This window comes from Tenggerimyces flavus (assembly GCF_016907715.1).
Taxonomy (GTDB): Bacteria; Actinomycetota; Actinomycetes; order Propionibacteriales; family Actinopolymorphaceae; genus Tenggerimyces; species Tenggerimyces flavus.
This window is the reverse complement of sequence record NZ_JAFBCM010000001.1, coordinates 3537624-3555979: the sequence shown is the minus strand read 5'-3', so window position 1 is coordinate 3555979 and position 18356 is coordinate 3537624. Positions and strand designations below refer to the sequence as shown.

The window sequence follows — 18356 nt, the reverse complement described above, 5'->3', positions numbered from 1 at the left end:
TTCATCCCAACCTATGGGATGAAGGTGCCCTTCATCCCAAGGCGGCGGGCTGAGTATGTTGACGGTGGGTCGTCGCGGCGGACGGCTCTCGAGGAGGATCTGATGGCAGGCAAGCGCACCCTGACGAACTTCGTCAACGGCGAGCACGTCGCTCCCGTTGCCGGTGAGTACACCGACATCGTCGACCCGTCGACGGGAGAGGTCTTCGCGACCGCGCCGAACTCGGGTGCGGAGGACGTCGACCGGGCGTTCCGCGCGGCTGCTTCCGCGTTCGAGACGTGGCGTGACACGACACCGTCGGAACGGCAACTGGCGTTGCTGAAGATCGCGGACACGATCGACGCGCGGGCCGCGGAGATGGTCGCGATCGAGGCGGAGAACACCGGCAAGCCGGTCCAGCTGACGTTGGACGAGGAGGTGCCGCCGTCGACCGACCAGATCCGCTTCTTCGCCGGGGCCGCGCGGCTGCTGGAGGGGCGTTCGGCCGGTGAGTACCTGGCCGGGCATACATCGTACGTACGCCGCGAACCGGTCGGTGTCGTCGGGCAGGTGACGCCGTGGAACTACCCGTTCATGATGGCGATCTGGAAGTTCGCGCCGGCGCTGGCCGCGGGCAACACCGTGGTCCTGAAGCCGAGCGACACGACGCCGGCGAGCACGGTCTGGTTGGCGGAGCTGTGCGCGGAGTTCCTGCCACCTGGCGTCCTGAACGTGGTGTGCGGCGAACGCGACACCGGCCGGCTGCTCGTCGAGCACCCGACGCCGGCGATGGTGTCGATCACCGGCTCGCCGCGGGCCGGGGCCGAGGTGGCAGCGTCGGCGGCTTCTGACCTGAAGCGCGTGCACCTCGAGCTCGGCGGCAAGGCGCCGGTGGTGATCTTCGACGACGCCGACCTGTCGGCTGCCGCTGAGGCGATCGCCGCTGCTGGCTACTTCAACGCCGGCCAGGACTGCACGGCGGCGACCAGGGTGCTCGCGTCGCCGCGCGTACACGACGACTTCGTTGCCGCGTTGACCGAACACGCCCGCGGCACGAAGGTCGGCCCGCCGTCCGACACCGAGGCGGCGTACGGGCCGTTGAACAACGCTGTGCAGCTCGACCGGGTGACGGGGTTCGTATCGCGGCTGCCCGACCACGCCTCGCTCCAGATCGGCGGGTCGCGCGTGGGTGATCGCGGGTACTTCTACTCCCCCACCGTGCTGTCCGGTCTGCGGCAGGACGACGAGGCGATCCAGGACGAGATCTTCGGGCCGGTGATCACCGTGCAGCAGTTCACCGACGAGGACGAAGCCGTGCGCTGGGCGAACGGCGTGCAGTACGGCCTCGCGTCGAGCGTGTGGACGAAGGACCACGGGCGCGCGATGCGGATGGCGAAGCGATTGGACTTCGGGTGCGTGTGGATCAACACCCACATCCCGCTGGTCGCGGAGATGCCGCACGGCGGCTTCAAGCACTCCGGCTACGGCAAGGACCTGTCGATGTACGGGCTGGAGGACTACACGCGGATCAAGCATGTGATGTCGAACATCGAAGCCTGATCCGGCGCCACGATGTGAATGAAGGGCACCTTCATTCGATAGCCCGGCCCATCCACCATGTCCCATCAAACTGTGGGGTTCTGGTCGCGACACGCCAGCGTGTCGCCACCAGAACCCCACACTTTCGCGAAGGGCAGAGGGTCCCCTCCCTCGAGGAGGTTCGAATGAAGGTGCCCTTCATAACAACGCGGGCGGGTTAGAACGCGAGGACTGCGCCTTCACTGCGGGGGTCGGTGCCGCCGGCGAGGACGCCCGAGGTGGGGTCGCGGGCGATGAGCTGGGCTACCGAGGACTCTGGGGTGAAGTCGGGGCCTACCGTCACCCGGTGGCCGCGCTCCTCCAGGGCCGAGGCGACGGAAGGGCCGAAGCGGGCTTCGAGGTCGAGGGTGAACTCGTTCGCGGTCCTGCCGGAGCCCGAGCCCACGGACGAGATCCAGGTCGGCTGCTCCAGCGTCTGCTGGACGTCCCAGCCACCGTCGATCAGGCCCGTCAGAAACTGCACGTTCCACTGCGGCTGACGGTCCCCACCCGGCGTTCCGCCCACCAGCACGGGCGTTCCGGAGGGATCGGCGACGAGGTACGCGTTCAGCGTGTGCACGGTCTTCTTGCCCGGCGCGAACACGTTCGGATGGTTGTCGTCCAACGAGAACGCCGAGGCCCGGTTGTTCAGCACCACGCCGGTGTCGCCTGCCACGATCCCGCTGCCGAAGTTGGCGGCGACGGACTGGATCAGCGACACCATCGTGCCGTTGCCGTCGATCACGCACAGGTAGCTCGTGTCGCCGCGGTCGAACTCGCCCGGCGGCAGGTCGTCGCTGGCCTTGAGCCCGATCGCGGCCGCGCGCCGCGCTGCCCAGTCCTTCGACAGCAGTTCGTCCACAGGGCTGGGACCGAACGCCGGGTCCTTGGCGTACGCGTGCCGGTCCGCGAAGGCGAGCTTCACCGCCTCCACCTGCAGATGCACGGCCTCGGCCGACCCCAGGGAGAGGTCGAACGACTCGAGAATGTTCAACGCCTCCAGGACGATCTGCCCCTGGCTCGGCAGGCACGTCTCGTACACGGTGTGCCCGCGGTACGTCGTCGAGATCGGCGCCGTGACCTCGGTCGCTTGCGTCACCAGGTCGTCGGCGGACAGCGCTCCGCCGATCGAAGCCATGAACGCCCCGATCCGTTCGGCGAGCTCGCCGCGGTAGAACTCGTCCCGACCACCCGAAGCGAGCAGCCGCAGCGTTGAGGCAAGGTCGGGTTGACGCAGCACCTCACCAGGAAGCGGCACGCGCCCGTCCGGGAGGAACACGGCAGCCGAGGACGGATACTCGCGCAGCAGCGAGGCGAACCGGTCGATGTAGACGATGCGTTCCGGCGTGATCGGATGCCCCTCGGCGTACTCGATCGCCGGCTCCACCAGGTCCGCGAACGAGCGTGTGCCGAAGCGTGCGAGCAGCGTGAAGTACGCGTCCACCATGCCCGGCACCGTGACCGACAACGGGCCGCGGCTTCGCGCCGAGCCTGCCGCGCGCAGCTGGTCGATCGTCAACGAGCGCGGCGCGATCCCGCTGCCCTGCACGGAATGGGTACCGGTCGGGTCGTGCAGAACGGCGAACAGGTCGCCGCCGAGCCCGCACATCTCCGGCAGTACGACGGCCGACACCAACCCCGCGGCGACCGCGGCATCGACGGCGTTCCCACCGGCGCGCAGGACCGCCAAACCGGCCGAGCTCGCCAACGGGTGACCCGTGGCCACCACGCCGCCGCTGCCGAACACCGGCGCCGGCCGTCGCCGAGCCCAAGGATGAGGAGAAGTGCCAACGTCAGAAGGGAATCCGAGCACCTTCTCACCCACTGGTCGCCACCGGTTTCAGCTCGCCCGAGTACATCAGCATGATCGTGAAGTTGTCAGCGTACGGCGAGTTCATCAGCAACGGGTCGCCGTCCGCCGGCCACTTGTCGACGCGGACGCCCTCGAGCGCGGGGTTGTTCCCGTACCGTTCGAACAGCGGCAGCATCGGCAGCAGCTCGTTGAACGCGATCGAAGCGGTCGTCACGTTCTTCTTCTGCTGCGCCTCGTCCAGGCCCTCGCCGGCTTCGAGCACGACCTTCTCCAGGTCGACCTTGCCGAGCGCCTCGGTCGTCTGCGCGAGCTCGAAGCCCATCCCGCGGCCGCCGTTGTTCGCGGCGGTGGGGATGTTGTGCGTGAACAGGTCCTGCACGAACGCGAAGTGCGGGTGCGGGTGGCTGGACGTTCCCCAACCCTGGATGGCGAGCTGGAAGTTGCCCTTGTCCACGTCGATCGGCTGCTGGATGTGGTTGACGCCGCGCGGCTCGATGGCGATGCCGAACGCGGTGAGCTGCTGCCCGACGTTCGTCCCCGCCGCGGCCCAGTCGACGTACTCGCCCGGGAAGATCAGCTCGTACGTCGCCGGCTTGCCGTCCGGCTTCTGCCAGGTCTTGCCGGACTTCTTCCACCCCGCCGAGGTCAGCAGCGCGGCCGCCCGGTCGGGGTCGTGGTCGTACGTCGCGAGCTTGCCCTGCTCCTCCGCCGACAGCCACTCGGGGACGAGGTTGTCGGAGAAGCCGGCCATGAACTTCACGCCCTTGCCGGACTCGCCGAGCGAGACCTCACCGTTCTCGGTCCGGTCGATCGCGTAGGCGAGCGCCTGCCGGACCCGGAGGTCCTTGAACTCGGCGACCTTGTCCAGGTTGAACAGCAGCGCCGGGCCGGAGTAGACGGGTGGGCGGATGATGCGGAATCCCTTGCTGCCAAGCTGTTTCTCCGTCGCCGGCGGGAAGCCGTGCGTCGCGTAGTCGACGTCCTTGGACAGGACGACCGGCGTGATGTCGGCCGTCTCGCCGTTGAACACGACGACCTTGTCGAACGCGACCTTGTCGGCGCCGTAGCCGGTCTCGTTCTTGACGAACGTCAGCTGGGCGTTCGTGATCGACTTGTAGTCGTAGTCGAACGCGCCCGACGCGATGGCCTTCTCCGGGCGGAACGCCTGCAGGTCGGTGTTGAGCTTCTTGCCCTCCGGGCTGTCCAGGTCGCCGCCGCCACCGAACAGCTCCTCGGCCTGCTTGGCGAACGTGCCGTACGACGCGTCGCTCACGATCTGCTGTCGGAGCACGTACCGCTCCAGCACGGTCGAGGGGCGCTTCATCGTGAACACGACGGTCTGCTCGTCGGGTGCCTCGACCTTCTCGAGGTAGTCCCACGAGACGTTGCGCATGACGCGCAGGCACCAGAACGTGGTGAGGACGTCCTTGCTAGTAATCGGTTTCCCGTCGCTCCACTTCAAGCCCTGCTTGAGCGTGAGCGTGAACGTGTTGGCCGCCTTGTCGAGGTTCCACTTCTCGGCGAGCATCGGCACCCACTCGCGCTCTTTCCACTTGTACATCGCGCTGGGTGCGATCACGAGGTCGACGAAGTAGCTGTCGCTGAGGATGCCGTCGGTCACGCCGGTCAGCAGGTTGAAGTGCCCCTTGGGCGGTACGACATAGTCGGTGCCGCCGTGGAACTCGGCGACTTTGCTCTCCTGCGCTTGTTTACTCTGCCCGCAGGCGGCCAGCAGCACGGATCCCGCCGCTCCGGCGCCCAAGAGCTCGAGTACCCGACGTCTCGTCAGCGCGGTTTTCGAAGGCATGCTTCGAAAATCACGTGGAAGACTGTTTGCGGTCAACAATCTGGCCGGTATTGGAAGCATTTCGATCGTGTGACGACCGACCAGCGGACCCCTGCGGGTTTGGATGAAGGGCACCTTGATCCCAACCTATTGGATGAAGGTGCCCTTCATCCAAGCGTCGGTTGCGGTCAGAGCTGGCGGGCGGCGAAGGTGTCGCAGGCCTCGAGCTCGCCGGACTCGTACCCGGTCGAGAACCAGCGGTTGCGCATCTGAGCCGAGCCGTGGGTCCACGTCTCGGGCGTCACCTGGCCCTGCGCCTTCGACTGGATGCGGTCGTCGCCCACCGCCTCGGCGGCGTCGAGCGCGAGCGCGATGTCCTGAGCGGTGAGGTCGATGATGAACGGCTCATCCGTTCCCGGCACGGTCACCTGGGTCGCGTGCTTCGCCCACATGCCCGCGTAGCAGTCGGCCTGCAGCTCCAGCCGTACGGCGTCGCTCTCCTCGCCCTGGCGCGAGCGGACCTGTTCCATCGTGCCGAGCAGGTCCTGCACGTGGTGCCCGTACTCGTGCGCGATCACGTACGCCTCGGCGAAGTCGCCGCCCTGCGCGCCAAGCTGGGACTCCAGCGTGTCGAAGAAGCCCAGATCCACGTACACCTTGTCGTCGACCGGGCAGTAGAACGGGCCGACCGCGCTCGACGCGGCACCGCAGTCGGTCGAGACCTGGTCGGTGAAGAAGTGCGTGAGCGCCTTGTCGTACGTCGCGTTCCGCTGGGTGAACTCGTCGGTCCAGAACGCCTGGATCGAGTTGATCTCGGCGACGAACCGGCAGTCCCGGTTCGTCTGGATGTCCTCGCCGGTCTTGCAGACGGCCTCGAGGTTGGTGTCGTTGGAGATGTCGGGGGCCGGCTCCGGCTCGCCGGTGAGGCCGGCGGGGAGCTGGCCGCCGTTCAGGAACACGAGGACGAGCAGGACGATGAGTCCACCGACGCCGCCGCCCACCGGCAGCGCCAACCGGCCGCCGGGCATCCGCCGGCCGCGAGTGTCCTCGACCTGGGAGCTGTCCAGCCGGGCGCGCGGGTTGAACTTCATGGGCTGAAAGTACTCCCGTTGGGAGTCCTCGAGTCGCAAAAGCGTCGACGGCGGCGTTGCTTGCTCGACCCCCGGTGCAGCGATGGCGCTCGCGCACCAGCGTCAGGCGCGAAGCGAGCTGGCGCCATCGGTGCCATCCGTCGAGCAGGCGACGCCTATGCCGGCGACCGATGCGACTCCAGCAAACTCAGTCTCCGAGAAGCGCATCCACGAAGGCGGCCGGGGTCGAACGGGGCGAGGTCGTCGGGGCCTTCGCCGAGCCCCATGAACGCAGCACGGGCACGCCCAGCGCCGCCTCAGTCGCCCAGAAGGGCATCCACGAACGCCGCGGGGTCGAACGGGGCGAGGTCGTCGGGGCCCTCGCCGAGCCCCATGAACGCAGCACGGGCACGCCCAGCGCCGCCTCAGTCGCCCAGAAGGGCATCCACGAACGCCGCGGGGTCGAACGGGGCGAGGTCGTCGGGGCCCTCGCCGAGCCCCATGAACGCAGCACGGGCACGCCCAGCGCCGCCTCAGTCGCCCAGAAGGGCATCCACGAACGCCGCGGGGTCGAACGGGGCGAGGTCGTCGGGGCCCTCGCCGAGCCCGACCAGCTTCACCGGCACCCCCAGCTCCCGCTGGACCGCGATCACGATGCCGCCCTTCGCGGTGCCGTCGAGCTTGGTCAGCACGATGCCGGTCACGTCGACGACCTCGGAGAACACGCGGGCCTGGGTGAGCCCGTTCTGCCCCGTCGTCGCGTCGATCACCAGCAGCACCTCGGTCACCGGCGCCTGCTTCTCGATCACCCGCTTGACCTTGCCGAGCTCGTCCATCAGCCCGGTCTTGGTGTGCAGCCGGCCGGCGGTGTCGATCAGTACGGCGTCGACCTCCTGCTCGGCGCCGGCCTTCACCGCTTCGAACGCCACGCTCGCCGGGTCGCCGCCCTCGGGGCCGCGCACGGTCGGCACGCCCACCCGGTCGCCCCAGGTGACGAGCTGGTCGACGGCGGCGGCGCGGAACGTGTCGGCGGCGCCGAGCAGCACGTCCTTGTCCTCGGCGACGAGCACCCGGGCGATCCTGCCGACGGTGGTGGTCTTGCCGGTGCCGTTCACGCCGACGACGAGGACGACGGCGGGGTTGAGGCCCTCGCGCTCGACGTTCAGCGAACGGTCGGTGTCGGGGCCGACGAGGGTGAGCAGCTCCTCGCGGAGGATCGCCTTCGCCTGGTCGGGGGTGGAGATGCCTTCGACGCGGACGCGGGTACGGAGACGTTCGACCAGCTCCTGGGTGGGGGCGACGCCGACATCGGCGGTGAGGAGCGCGTCCTCGATCTCCTCCCAGGTGTCCTCGTCGAGCCGGTCCTTGGAGAGCAGCGCGAGCAGGCCGCGGCCGAGGGAGGTCTGCGAACGGGCCAGCCGCGCGCGGAGCCTGACCAGCCGGCCCTGCGCGGGAGCCGGCTTCTCGAGCGTCGGCGTCTCGGTCGCCTCGGTCTCCGGCGCGACCGGCACCTCGACGGTGGCGGTCGTACCGGCTGGTGAGCCCTCGGGCGACTCGTCCCGGATGCCCGTTCCGGGCAGCGTCGGCTGGGCGTCCGAGCCGGGCAGCGACTTGCGGCGGCGACCGGTGACGACGAACCCGAGAACGACTGCGGCAACGACGACGAGCGCGATGGCGGCGATCAGGAACTCCACGTCGGCCATACTCGCAGACGGTGGCTAGTCCGGTTCCAGCGCCAGAACGAGCTTCCGCAACGTGCTCGCGAGCTGACCGCGCTGGGAGGGAGTGAGCGTGCCGAGCAGTTCCTCCTCGGCGCTGGACTGAGCTTCGACCGATCCCTCGAAGGCCTGCCGGCCTTCGTCGGTCAGCGTGACGACGATGCTGCGCCGGTCGTGGGGGTCGGTCGCTCGGCGTACGTACCCGGCCCGCTCGAGCGAGTCGAGCCGCTTGGTCATCGCGGCTGGCGACATCCGGAGCGAGGTGGCGAGCTCGCTCGGCTTGGCTTCGTACGGCTCGCCGCGGCGGCGGAGGTCCATGAGCGTCTTGTACGCCCAGAGCTCGAGGCCGTACTGGTCGAGTCCCGCCTGGGCGCGTCGGTCCAGCTCGCGGGCGATCAGCAGCATCCTGCCGGCGATCGCCTGGACGACGGGGTCGATGGTCGGGAAGTCCCGATGCAGCCGTTCCACCCGTTCGTCGACCGAGTCTCGCATCGTCAGAACCTAGCGCACTTCTCGCGTTACTTCACGGGCGAATAGTTCGCCGGTGAAGTATCGTCCGTCGCCATGACCACTACGTGCTCGCTCGACGCCGTCCTGTCCGCTGCCGATTCCCTCGTCCTGGCTGCCCGTTGGGACGTTGCCGTAGCCCTGCTTCGTTCGACGTCCGTCTCGTCTCCGCACGACGCGGCCCGCGTCGCCGTGGCCGTCGCCTCGGCCGAGGTGGACCGCGGGTTCTGGACGGGTTCGTCCGGCGGGGACGCCATCGCCCTTGCTCGCAAGCAGCTCGACGACGATCCCACTCTGGCGTGGGAGCTGGACTGGATGGAGCTGCGTGCCGACTACAGCCAGGCTCTGTTCGGCGGAACGGGGACCCCGGAGCAGGCCGCCTCCCTGGCCGCGACCGCCTCGGCGCTCGGCGCCGGCGCGCCGACACCGGTGGCGCGGGGGTGGGTGGAGTTCTACCTCGGGCTGATCGCGGACAACCTCGCCGAGGACCGCGCGTCGGCGCCGCCGCACTACGCCGAGTCCCTTCGGCTGGCCACGGAGGACGGCGACGACCTGCTGGCGTCGTACCCGCTCCGGCACCTGGGCGACCACGCCAACGACGCGGGCGACGTCGCCGGGGCGCGGGAGCAGTGGGAACGGTCGACCTCGCTGCGCCAGGCGGCGGGCTTCATCCCGGGCGCGCTGGCCCAACAGCTGCTCCTCGGCGTGCTGGCCCAGGAGGCGGGAGACAAGCAGACGGCCAAGGCGATCGGCGCCGAAGTAGAGCGCTGGGCCACCGCCACCGGCGTGTCCGTGCTCGTCCCCTCAGCCCAAGCGCTGCAGGGATAGGGCCACACTGGGCGGATGTCCGAGCTGATCGTGGTCTCCGGGCCACCGGGTGCCGGCAAGTCGACGGTCGCCCGGCTGCTCGCGGAGAAGTACGCGCCCAGCGCGCTCGTCGTGGGTGACGCGTTCTTCGGCTTCCTGCGCACCGGCTACGTCGAGCCCTGGCTGGCCGAAGCCGCCACGCAGAACGAGACAGTGCTCCGCGCCGCCGCGACAGCCGTCAACGCGTACGTCACCGGCGGCTACGCCACGATCTACGACGGGGTCGTCGGACCGTGGATGATCGGGGCGTTCGCTCAGGCCGCGAACGTGCCGAGGCTGCACTACGTCGTCTTGCTGCCCACCGTGGAGTGCTGCGTCGAGCGAGCGCTGGCCCGCTCCGAGGACAGTCTCCGGGACGCCGACGCGATCAGGCAGCTGCACCGCGAGTTCGCCGCCGCCGAGTTCGACCCGCGGCATGTCCTGAGGTCGGACGACGACCCCACCGAGCAGCTCCAGCTAGCGATCCAGAACGGCTCGCTGCTCTACCGGGGCCCGTAAATGGGAAGCGGGTCCGCGACACGCTTCTCGCTCGCGTCGCGGACCCACTCCCTCCCCCTCGACTCCCCCCGGATCCGCAACGCGAGAGCCGGGCTGAGGCGGCCGACCCTCGGAAGCTGAATCCCCAACACCCCCATACGGGCGGGCGTCGATAAGCAAGACGATCACCTGCCCGACCGGTTACACGGCTCGCCAACGGAAACTGTGTGTAGAGAAATGCGGACCTGGATGTAACCACAGCGGGCCTACAGCGACAATCTAGGTATCGACACTCAAGCTGCTGCCCGGTTGGTCCGGAAGCTCCGCGATTTCGCGAAGACCTCTCTGGACGAGGACGAGCGTGCACTCTTCGCCGTCCTGTTGGCCCCCGGAGTCGCACAGGCCTATGTCGAGGACGACGTCAGCGGTTACGCGATGACGGAATGGAGCCCAGCCGCGCTCCCGGAGTCCCTCGCCGAGGCCCTGCGCGATGCGGGAGTCCGAGTCGTCGGCCTGGACGAGTAAGGGCACTCGTCGCCAGCCAGGCCGCGACTTACCCGTAGACCGCCTTACGTGCGGAACGTTCGCACTCGGGGCAGGTCTCCGCATGCTTACCCGCCGCGGTCACGCCGCTCTTGTCCAGGATCGACGTGAGCTCCGGGCAGGTCGCCGTACCCCCAGCCAGGAGCTGGAGCACCAGTGCCGCGCGGAGTCGGCGCCGGGCTCGGTGGAGGACGACCTTCGCCGCGCCGTGCTTCACCCGGAGCGCCGCCGCAACGTCGGCGACGTCGAAACCGAGCGTGACGAGGTTGAGCGCGACCGCATCGCGCCGGGACAGACCGGCGACCAGACCGCGCACCATGCCCGCGACGTCCCGCAGCGCTGCGAGCTCGGCGGGGTCGTCGGAGTCCGAGGTGACGACGGCGTCGTCCTCGAGCTCGTCGGTCCCGTACCGGCTCGCCACCCGCCGCAGGTCCACCGCGGTGTGCCGGGCGATCGCCAACAGCCACGGGCGGAACCGGTCCGGGTCGCGCAGCTTGTCCAGCGACGCGAGTGCGCGGGCGAACGTCTCCTGGACGGCATCCGCCACCCTGTCCGGTTCGCGCAGGTTGTCGCGAACGGCGAGGTGCACCGCCCCCACGTTCTCGCGGTAGAGACGGGCAAACGCGTCCTGGTCGCCCGCGCGGACAGCCTGTACGAGCTCAGCAACGCCGCTTTCCGTCACGGGCGCCCCGAACTCGCGACCGCGGCCCTTCCGGCCGGGGCCGCGTTGTCGGCGAGCGCGTGCAGGACCGTCTTGACGTGGAACGGCGTCAGTCCCGGATGACGGGACAGGAGCAGCGCGACCATCCCGCTGACGTGTGCCGCGGCGAAGCTGTTGCCGGTCGCCCGGATCGTCGAACCGCGCATCCACGCGACCTCGATGTCGATCCCGGGGGCGCCGAACTCGACCGGCGGCGAGGGGTTGTAGTCGAAATGGAACGGATCCGTCCGGTCATGCGCGGCCACGGAGAAGACCGACGAGTACTGGGACGGGTAGGAGGGCACAGGGACATTGTTCACCGCCGACACCAGCATGGTCTGCCGGAAATACGCTTCGTCGGCCAAATCGTGGAGTTCTGCGAAGTGATCGCGCTTGCCCGTCCCCAGCGACAGGTTCACGACCTGCATCCCGTTCTCGATCGCCCAGCGCAGTCCGGCGGCGAAGACCTGCCCCTTCCCGGACAGCCGGCTGCCGAGGACGCGGACGCTGTAGAGCTCGCATTCCGGCGCGATCCCGCGGATGATCCCGGCGCAGGCGGTGCCGTGGCCGAACAGGTCCTCGTGCTCGCCCTCGACGACCTGGACCTCGCCGCGTTCGTTCAGCCCGACGACCACGCCGCCCTGGACCGCCCCGACAGCGGGGTGGCTCGCGTCGATGCCGCTGTCGACCACGGCGACCTTGACGCCCGCGCCGGTCGCGCCGCCGATGGCCCAGTCCCGCGTGATCGGGCCGTCGACGGGCAGCGCCTGGGTGGTACCGAGCTCGCCCGCATCGAACTGTGCCGACCAGGCCGGCTTCACGTCGACTCTCCGCGGACGTAGTCGAGGAACTGGCGTACGAGCCGGGTCGCGGCGGTCCGCTCCGCCGGGCCGAGCCGGCCCAGCTCGGCGAACACCGCGGAGAGCTCGGCGAGCTCCTGGGTCGGGCCATTCGTGCTGGCGGCGACCTGGTCGAGCGCGGCCCGTACGCCGTGGTCGTCGCTCGCGAGGGCGGCGGCCTGGAAGAGCGTCTTGCCGAGCTCGCCGAACGCCCGGGAGTTCTCTATCGCGAGCGCCGCCTGGTTGGCGAAGAGCGCGAGCAGCTCCATGTCGGCGCTGCCGTCGGCCTCGGGGTCGCGGTCGAGGACCTCGATGACGCCGATGATCTGCCGTTCGGTCTCCATCGGGGTGGCGAGGATCGAGCGCGGTACGTATCCCGTACTGGCGGCGAAGTCGGCCGCGAACCTCGGGTCCTGGGAGACGTCCTCGATCGCGAGCGGCTGCCCGGCGAGCGCCACCCAGCCGGCGATGCCCTCGCCGATGGGGACCCGCATACCAACGATGTCCTCCTCGGCGCCGCCCGTCGCGACGTGGAAGACCAGCTCGGTCTCGTCGTCGCTGACCAGCGCGATCGAGCAGGCCTCGGCGTGGAACAGGCGCCGCGCGGCGACCGTGATCGAGGTCAGCAGCTCCTTGTGTGCCGCCGGGGCGAGTGCGGGCCCGAGCTCGGAGGCGATCCGAGCAAGCTCTGGAAGGACACGCGTACCCACCTCGTCAGCCAAGACTTCGCCCCTCCTCGAACGACCCCCGCCACCCGCGGGAAGCCTCTCCGGGTATTACACCGGATGCTGACATCCGACGGTCGCATTACGGGGCAAGTCTTTGGCAGCCGACCTGGTCACGACGGAGAAACTGGTCCCCCGGATCTCTGGCCGCGTCGGCAGTCATTTCGGACGCGGAACGTCCGGATTGGCTGCGATGCTGAGCCCATGGAGCAGCAGCTGAGCACGTACGTCGTCAGGCCACTCGACGCGGACACCTGGGACGGGTTCGCCGCGATGGTGGAGCGGCACAACGGGGTGTTCGGCGGCTGTTGGTGCACCTACTTCCACACGATGAACGACGAGAAGGAACGCACCTACGACGCCAACCGGTCCCTCAAACGACGCCTGGTCGAGGAGGGACGGGCACATGCGGCGCTCGCGTACGACGGGGACGAGACGGTCGCGTGGTGCGAGTACGGAAGCCCGGCCGAGCTCCCGAACATCTACCACCGCAAGCAGTACGACGCCGAGCTCGACCTCCTGCCTGACTACCGGATCACCTGCATCTTCGTCGACAAGCGCCACCGCCGCAGCGGCCTCTCGGCGGTCGTGCTGCAGGGCGCCCTCGACCTGATCGCGGCGGCGGGCGGCGGCGTCGTCGAGGGCTATCCGCACGACAACGCCGGCAAGCGGAAGTCGGTCCTCTACAACGGCAGCCGGGCTCTGTTCGAGCGCGCCGGTTTCGAGTTCGTCCGGAGCAAGGGCATCGGAAACTGCGTGATGCGCCGCACCGTCTCCGGATAGGGCAAGCGGCGTAGTCAGTCGTCGAGGCCGACGACCATCACGCCCGAGTCGCGCAACGCGGTCGCCAACGACTCGGGGAACGTCCGGGGATCCCACTCCGTCACCGAGTACCCCGACACGTCGTCTCGCGCATAAGCCTGGGCGATCCCAGGCGCCAGGAGGACCGCGAAGAGGGCGCGTTCGTCTTCGTCCAGGCCGCTACGGGAGAACTCGCGGAGCTTCTGGACCAGGCGGTCAGCAGCTAATGCGTCGATATGCACCTAGACGTACGGCCCGGCAATCGGTTACACCGCAGGTCGTGGACGGCCTCGTGTAACCGAACCGATCCGTACGCGACCCCCTTAGCGTGCGGGAACACCCCCATGCGATCAACGTCCGTGCGGCCTTCGTCGCCTACGGACGGGGCGACTTCGAGGCGATGTCGACGCGGTTCGCAGACGACATCGTCTGGAACGTCGGCGGTCAGCACGCGCTCAGCGGCGACTACCACGGACGGGAGAACGTCATCGAACATCTCCGCGAGGCCCAGCGCCTCGCCAACGGAACGTTGAGCATGACGATCGAGGACGTTCTCGCCAGCGATCGCTACAGCGCCGTGATCTACCGGGTGTTCGGCACCCGGCTCGGCCGCGCGCTCGACGTCACGATCGCGCTCGCGATCCAGTTCGACGACCAGGGGCGCTGGACCAGGCGGTTCGGCCTCGCCAACGACCAGCGCGCGGTCGACGAGTTCTGGGGGCAACCGGTATGAACGGTGCGGAGCACCCGAACGCCCAGCGGCTGCGGACCGCGATCGGACGCATCGCCGCCGGCGCGACCGACGAGGTGGCGCACGTGTTCACCAAGCAGACCCGCTGGCACTTCGGTGGCGACAACGCGCTCTCCGGCGACCTCGAGGGCGACGAGGGCCTGGCCATGTTCCGCCGCCAGCTGCAGATCCCGGGCCTGTGGGTCACACCGCAGGAGGTCCTCGTGAACGACGACCGCGCGATCGTCTTCCTTCGGGTACGGGGCGAGCACGCCGGGCGCAAACTGGACATCCTCCGCGCCGAGGTGATGACCGTACGAGACGGCAAGGTCGTCGAGTACTGGGGCATCGCGAGCGACCCGGCCGCCCAGGACCACTACCTCGCCGCCGCCCTCCCCTCCTAGGGCAGTGAGGGCAGAGAGGGCAGCGGCGGCGAAGGCACCGCGACGACGCCGAGAGCAGCGAGGATCGACGAGGCAGCGGCATCGTCGGCAGAGGTGATGCGCGCGAGCGCCAACCGGGTCAGCGCCTCCTCGTACCGCGTCCCCGAGGCCACCGCCGCGGCAAGGCTCTCCTCCAGCTTCGCCACCGCCTCGGACACCAGCCCCTGCTGCGCCAGCGCCCAGCCGATCGTCCGGTCCAGGAACGCCCGCTGCACCGGCTGGTCCGCCCGCGCCCGAGCCGCCGACGCCACGGAGAGCGCCGAGTCCGGATCGGGTACGAACAGCAACCGCTCGGCCTCCCGGCCCTCCGCGTCGATCACCAGGGAGTCCGCGCCGATCTCCGCGAGGTCCGACCGCGCCCGGGCCAACAGCGCCGCCGCCTCGTCCAGGTCACCAGAACGGGCCGCCGCACGCCCGAGGTTCGACGTCGCGATCCCCACGCCGATCGTGTAGCCGGCGAGCTGCCAGGTGCCAAGTGCCTCCCGGAACTCCGCCCGCGACTTCTCCAGCTGCCCTTGGTCGGACAGGATCTCGCCGATGTTGTTGGTCGCCGTCGCCGCGAGCACCGCGTGCCCGACGCGTTCGAACGCCTCACGACTCCGCCGGTAGTAGTCGGTCGCCTGTCTCCACTCCCCCTCGTAGTACGCGTCGACACCGAGGTTGTTGAGAACGTTCCCCTGCCCGAGCCAGTCCCCCAGCTCCTCATAGATCGGCAGCGCCATCGTCCGCAAGGAGGGATCGGGCGCGCCCAGGTCGGTCCGTGCCCAGTCGAGCAGGTAGTACCCGTGCGCCAAGGCCGCGCGGTCGGACTGAGCCCCGGCCTGACGGACCGCCTCCTCGAGCACGCGCACGGCGTCGGAGTACCGGCCCTGCCGGAGCCGGGTCGCACCGTACGCAAGTGTCAACTCCGCCTTGACGCGGTCCACCTCCGTCGACGCCCCTGCCTGCTCGAGCGCGTGGAACCCACGTCCATACAGGCGGAGCGCGAACGAGTACCGGCCCTCACGCTCGGCGACGTGGCCCTGCTTGCGCAGCAAGTCGCCCGCCGCGACGTGGTCCCCTGACCGCAGCCGACGGGCTCGGCGGTAGGCGTCCTGGGCCTGCTGGAACAGCCCGCCCAGCTCGGCAACGTCACCGAGTTGCTCAGTCAGCGCCGCTACCTCGTGCGTGCCGACCTCGGCGGGGCGAGCCGAGTCGAGCGCCCGGCTGAACAGCGCCACCGCTTCGACGGGCGCGGCGTCTCGTTGCGCCTGCTCGCCCGCGACCAGAGACCAGTGCCAGCTGTCCTGATGCCGTGCCGCCGCGTGGTAGTGCAGCGACAGCGCGGCGGCCCGGCGCTCGACCGTGTCGTCGTCGTACGCCTTGATGAGGTCGCCCGCGCGACCATGCAACTGGCGCCGGCGCCGGAACGACAGCCCGTTGTACGCGCCCTCGCGCAGCATCGCGTGCGCGAATCGGCACCGGTCCGCGCCGTCCGGATCGACGATCCCGCGCAGCCGGCGCAGCGCGGACAGCGCGACCTCGCGGCTGTCCCCGTCCAGCTTCAACAGCAGGTCGGTCGGGAAGTGCGACCCGAGCACCGCCGCCACCCGGACCAGATCTCGCGCGCGAACGTCGAGCGTGTCGAGGTGCGCGGCGATCACCGCCTCGACGTTGTCCGGCAGCTCGTCGACCGCGGTGCCCCGTTCGGCCGCCGCGGCGAGCTCGCGGAGGAACAGCGGGTTTCCGCCGCTGCGTTCGACCAGCGCCTCCGCGTCCGCGGCCGAGAAGCCACCGGCCTTGGCCAAGGCGAGCGCGTGCTTCGCTGGCAGCGGCTGGAGATCCAACCGGACGAGATCGGGCACGTCCGACAGATCGAGCGTCTTGCCCTCACCGCGCCGGGCGACGAACACCGCCCAGTGGTGATTGCCGCGCATGGCGCCGATCAGGGTGGAGAGCAGCTGCCCCGATCCGTCGTCCAGCCAGTACGCGTCCTCGACCACCAGCACGCCGGGCGTCGGAAGCAGCCGCCCGAGCAGACGGAACGTCGCCGCGCTCAGCTGGGACCGCCGGTAGTCCGGCGCGAGCCCAGCTGTCGCCTCGGTGTCCGGCAGATGCACCCCGAACGGAACGCCGATCAGCGGCAGCAACGGTTCGAGGTCCGGCACGAACTCGCGGACCTTCGCGGCGAGTGCCTCGGCGACCTCGTCCTCCGGCTCCGTCACCCGCAGCCCGAGTAGCGAGCGCAGCGGGTCGCGGACGGCGCGGTACGGCTCGTTCGACGCGTACTGCCGGGCCTGCACGACGACCAGCGGCAAATCGCCCACCTGCGCGCAGACCTCGGCGAGCAGCCGGGACTTCCCGATGCCCGGCTCGCCGAGGATCTCCACCACCCGCCGTTCCCCGGCCCGCGCGCCGTCGACGGCGTCGAGCAGCAGCCGCAGCTCCTCCTGCCGGCCGATCAGCGGCCCGTCGGTCGGAGCGAGCACCGACTCGGCGGCGCGTTCGATCGGACCGACCAACGCGGCCTGGATCGGTTCGCTCTTTCCCTTCACCGCGAAAGGCTCGACCGGTTCGCGGGCGTACGACGCCACCACCCGGTCCAGGCAGGCCGACGTGGCGAGGAGCCGGCCGACGGGAGCCGCGGTCATCACCCGGGCGGCGACGTTCACGGCGTCGCCCAGCACCGTATAGACGCGGCGTTCGGCGTCGCCGACCTCGACCGCGAAGACCCGGCCGCGGTGGGCGCCGATCCGTACCGGCAGCGGCAGCTCCGCCTCGAGGATCGCGCGGCAGGCCGAGACCAACCGGTCCTCGTCATCGGCGACCGTGGTCGGGGCGCCGGTGACGAGGATGAACTTCGCCGCGTCGATGTCGACGTCGGTGCCGAGGAACGTCACGCCGTGGTCAGTGCACGCGGCCTGGACCGCGAGGACGATCTCGTGCAGCGCCTCGGCGGCGGCCTTCGTCCCGTCCCGTTCGACCAGGCCGTCGAGCCCGCGGACCTGGACGAACGCGACCGCGGCCTGCCGATGCTCGCCGTCGACGCGGCCGAGGTGCGGCCGGAGCGCCAACGGGATGCCGCGCTCGTCCTGCGTCGGCGGGACGGGCTCGAGCGATCCGGCCGCCGTCGCCGTGGGCGTCGAACGGACCAGCACCGCACCGTCCGGACCGACCGCGGCACCGCGATGACGGGACGGAAGCACCTTCGCCGCCAACGGCCCGACCACGATCTGTCCCGCGCGGGTGAGGCCCTCCAGATCGACCACGCGGCTGGCCGTCCGGCCGGCCACGAGCAGCTCTCGGTGGGCGTTTCCCCCGATAAACAAGTCGATCCGGCCCGCTTCGACGCCGATCGACATCTTCAACGTGACGCGCCCCGACTCCGAACGGAAGTCCCGGAACCGCCGCAGCTCCGCCTGCATCGCCGCGGCGGCAGCCACTCCCCGAGCCTCGTGGTCCGGACCCTCGAACATCAACAGCAGTGCGTCTCCGCCGTACTTGAGCAGGTCGCCGCCGAGCGGCGTGGCACAGCCGAGGATGCCGCCCACGACCTGGTTGACCAGATCGGTGAGCTCCTCCGCGCCGGCACGGCCGCGCCGCGCGAGCCGTTCGGACAACGACGTGAATCCAGAGACGTCGGCAAACACCAACGTGCCTTCGGCGGCCGTCCAGGCCGCGCCCCCCGGGTCGTCGGCCAGCCACTGTGCGTGGCGCCGCGCGACGTACCTCATCGCCTCACTTGTTCCCTCTGGTCGCGGATCCGGCCCGCTCTGTTCACTCCCCTGCGCGCAAGTCTCT

General features: G+C 69.8%; 17 protein-coding genes. 7 read left to right on the top strand and 10 right to left on the bottom strand.

The window, feature by feature from the left end; translation table 11 throughout:
- The first annotated feature begins 102 nt into the window (after positions 1–102).
- Positions 103–1539, top strand: a complete 1437-nt coding sequence (locus tag JOD67_RS16715; RefSeq protein WP_205118521.1) for a gamma-aminobutyraldehyde dehydrogenase — start codon at positions 103–105, stop codon at positions 1537–1539.
- A 196-nt stretch (positions 1540–1735) separates the two neighbouring features.
- On the opposite strand, the gene ggt is transcribed toward JOD67_RS16715, so the two are convergent.
- The 5 genes from ggt to JOD67_RS16690 form a co-directional block, all read right to left on the bottom strand.
- The gene (gene ggt / locus JOD67_RS16710) at positions 1736–3286 is read right to left on the bottom strand and encodes a gamma-glutamyltransferase (protein ID WP_205118520.1); all 1551 of its coding nucleotides are present in this window, start codon (positions 3284–3286) and stop codon (positions 1736–1738) included.
- Positions 3287–3374: 88 nt separating this feature from the next.
- Positions 3375–5177, bottom strand: a complete 1803-nt coding sequence (locus JOD67_RS16705; protein ID WP_205118519.1) for an ABC transporter substrate-binding protein — start codon at positions 5175–5177, stop codon at positions 3375–3377.
- A 167-nt stretch (positions 5178–5344) separates the two neighbouring features.
- Positions 5345–6247, bottom strand: coding sequence for a KPN_02809 family neutral zinc metallopeptidase (gene ypfJ, locus JOD67_RS16700; protein ID WP_205118518.1), 903 nt, complete (start codon positions 6245–6247; stop codon positions 5345–5347).
- 512 nt (positions 6248–6759) lie between these two features.
- A complete protein-coding gene (gene ftsY, locus JOD67_RS16695) occupies positions 6760–7929 on the bottom strand; it encodes a signal recognition particle-docking protein FtsY (RefSeq protein WP_205118517.1) in 1170 nt (389 codons plus the stop codon).
- A gap of 15 nt (positions 7930–7944) precedes the next feature.
- On the bottom strand, positions 7945–8436 hold the full coding sequence (locus tag JOD67_RS16690) for a MarR family winged helix-turn-helix transcriptional regulator (RefSeq protein WP_205118516.1): 492 nt from the start codon (positions 8434–8436) through the stop codon (positions 7945–7947).
- Between the two features lie 72 nt (positions 8437–8508).
- Between JOD67_RS16690 and JOD67_RS16685 the strand changes: the two genes are divergently transcribed.
- The 3 genes from JOD67_RS16685 to JOD67_RS16675 all read left to right on the top strand — a co-directional run bounded on the left by JOD67_RS16685 (position 8509) and on the right by JOD67_RS16675 (position 10320).
- Positions 8509–9279, top strand: a complete 771-nt coding sequence (locus JOD67_RS16685) for a hypothetical protein (protein ID WP_205118515.1) — start codon at positions 8509–8511, stop codon at positions 9277–9279.
- Between the two features lie 15 nt (positions 9280–9294).
- A complete protein-coding gene (locus tag JOD67_RS16680) occupies positions 9295–9816 on the top strand; it encodes an AAA family ATPase (RefSeq protein WP_205118514.1) in 522 nt (173 codons plus the stop codon).
- Positions 9817–10104: 288 nt separating this feature from the next.
- The gene (locus tag JOD67_RS16675) at positions 10105–10320 is read left to right on the top strand and encodes a hypothetical protein (RefSeq protein WP_205118513.1); all 216 of its coding nucleotides are present in this window, start codon (positions 10105–10107) and stop codon (positions 10318–10320) included.
- A 28-nt stretch (positions 10321–10348) separates the two neighbouring features.
- Here the strand turns inward: JOD67_RS16675 and JOD67_RS16670 are convergent, their stop codons facing one another.
- The 3 genes from JOD67_RS16670 to JOD67_RS16660 are packed head-to-tail and all read right to left on the bottom strand — an operon-like array spanning position 10349 to position 12599.
- Complete coding sequence (locus JOD67_RS16670) at positions 10349–11020, bottom strand: RNA polymerase sigma factor (protein ID WP_205118512.1); 672 nt, start codon at positions 11018–11020, stop codon at positions 10349–10351.
- Positions 11017–11859 carry a S8 family serine peptidase gene (locus JOD67_RS16665; protein ID WP_205118511.1) on the bottom strand — a complete coding sequence of 281 codons (843 nt, stop codon included), beginning with the start codon at positions 11857–11859 and terminating at the stop codon, positions 11017–11019. Before JOD67_RS16665 ends, JOD67_RS16670 begins: the two co-directional genes overlap by 4 nt.
- Positions 11856–12599 (bottom strand): GAF domain-containing protein, encoded by a 744-nt coding sequence (locus JOD67_RS16660; RefSeq protein WP_205118510.1) that lies wholly within the window; start codon positions 12597–12599, stop codon positions 11856–11858. Before JOD67_RS16660 ends, JOD67_RS16665 begins: the two co-directional genes overlap by 4 nt.
- Positions 12600–12806: 207 nt before the next feature.
- Between JOD67_RS16660 and JOD67_RS16655 the strand changes: the two genes are divergently transcribed.
- Complete coding sequence (locus tag JOD67_RS16655) at positions 12807–13385, top strand: GNAT family N-acetyltransferase (protein ID WP_205118509.1); 579 nt, start codon at positions 12807–12809, stop codon at positions 13383–13385.
- A 14-nt stretch (positions 13386–13399) separates the two neighbouring features.
- Here the strand turns inward: JOD67_RS16655 and JOD67_RS16650 are convergent, their stop codons facing one another.
- Complete coding sequence (locus tag JOD67_RS16650) at positions 13400–13645, bottom strand: hypothetical protein (protein WP_205118508.1); 246 nt, start codon at positions 13643–13645, stop codon at positions 13400–13402.
- 86 nt (positions 13646–13731) lie between these two features.
- Here JOD67_RS16650 and JOD67_RS16645 point away from each other — a divergent pair, with 86 nt between their 5' ends.
- Together JOD67_RS16645 and JOD67_RS16640 are read left to right on the top strand one after the other, a co-directional pair.
- Positions 13732–14136, top strand: a complete 405-nt coding sequence (locus tag JOD67_RS16645; RefSeq protein ID WP_205118507.1) for a nuclear transport factor 2 family protein — start codon at positions 13732–13734, stop codon at positions 14134–14136.
- Complete coding sequence (locus JOD67_RS16640; protein WP_205118506.1) at positions 14133–14537, top strand: nuclear transport factor 2 family protein; 405 nt, start codon at positions 14133–14135, stop codon at positions 14535–14537. Before JOD67_RS16645 ends, JOD67_RS16640 begins: the two co-directional genes overlap by 4 nt.
- On the opposite strand, the gene JOD67_RS16635 is transcribed toward JOD67_RS16640, so the two are convergent.
- Positions 14534–18289 carry a tetratricopeptide repeat protein gene (locus JOD67_RS16635; RefSeq protein ID WP_205118505.1) on the bottom strand — a complete coding sequence of 1252 codons (3756 nt, stop codon included), beginning with the start codon at positions 18287–18289 and terminating at the stop codon, positions 14534–14536. The genes JOD67_RS16640 and JOD67_RS16635 overlap by 4 nt on opposite strands.
- Positions 18290–18356 lie beyond the last annotated feature (67 nt).

Excerpts from the sequence above, each read along its gene's own strand:
- JOD67_RS16635 (WP_205118505.1), bottom strand. The coding sequence starts at position 18,289 with ATGAGGTACGTCGCGCGGCGCCACGCACAGTGGCTGGCCGACGACCCG.
- JOD67_RS16655 (WP_205118509.1), top strand. The coding sequence starts at position 12,807 with ATGGAGCAGCAGCTGAGCACGTACGTCGTCAGGCCACTCGACGCGGAC.
- JOD67_RS16690 (WP_205118516.1), bottom strand. The coding sequence starts at position 8,436 with ATGCGAGACTCGGTCGACGAACGGGTGGAACGGCTGCATCGGGACTTC.
- ftsY (WP_205118517.1), bottom strand. The coding sequence starts at position 7,929 with ATGGCCGACGTGGAGTTCCTGATCGCCGCCATCGCGCTCGTCGTCGTT.
- ypfJ (WP_205118518.1), bottom strand. The coding sequence starts at position 6,247 with ATGAAGTTCAACCCGCGCGCCCGGCTGGACAGCTCCCAGGTCGAGGAC.
- JOD67_RS16705 (WP_205118519.1), bottom strand. The coding sequence starts at position 5,177 with ATGCCTTCGAAAACCGCGCTGACGAGACGTCGGGTACTCGAGCTCTTG.
- JOD67_RS16680 (WP_205118514.1), top strand. The coding sequence starts at position 9,295 with ATGTCCGAGCTGATCGTGGTCTCCGGGCCACCGGGTGCCGGCAAGTCG.
- JOD67_RS16640 (WP_205118506.1), top strand. The coding sequence starts at position 14,133 with ATGAACGGTGCGGAGCACCCGAACGCCCAGCGGCTGCGGACCGCGATC.
- JOD67_RS16715 (WP_205118521.1), top strand. The coding sequence starts at position 103 with ATGGCAGGCAAGCGCACCCTGACGAACTTCGTCAACGGCGAGCACGTC.
- JOD67_RS16685 (WP_205118515.1), top strand. The coding sequence starts at position 8,509 with ATGACCACTACGTGCTCGCTCGACGCCGTCCTGTCCGCTGCCGATTCC.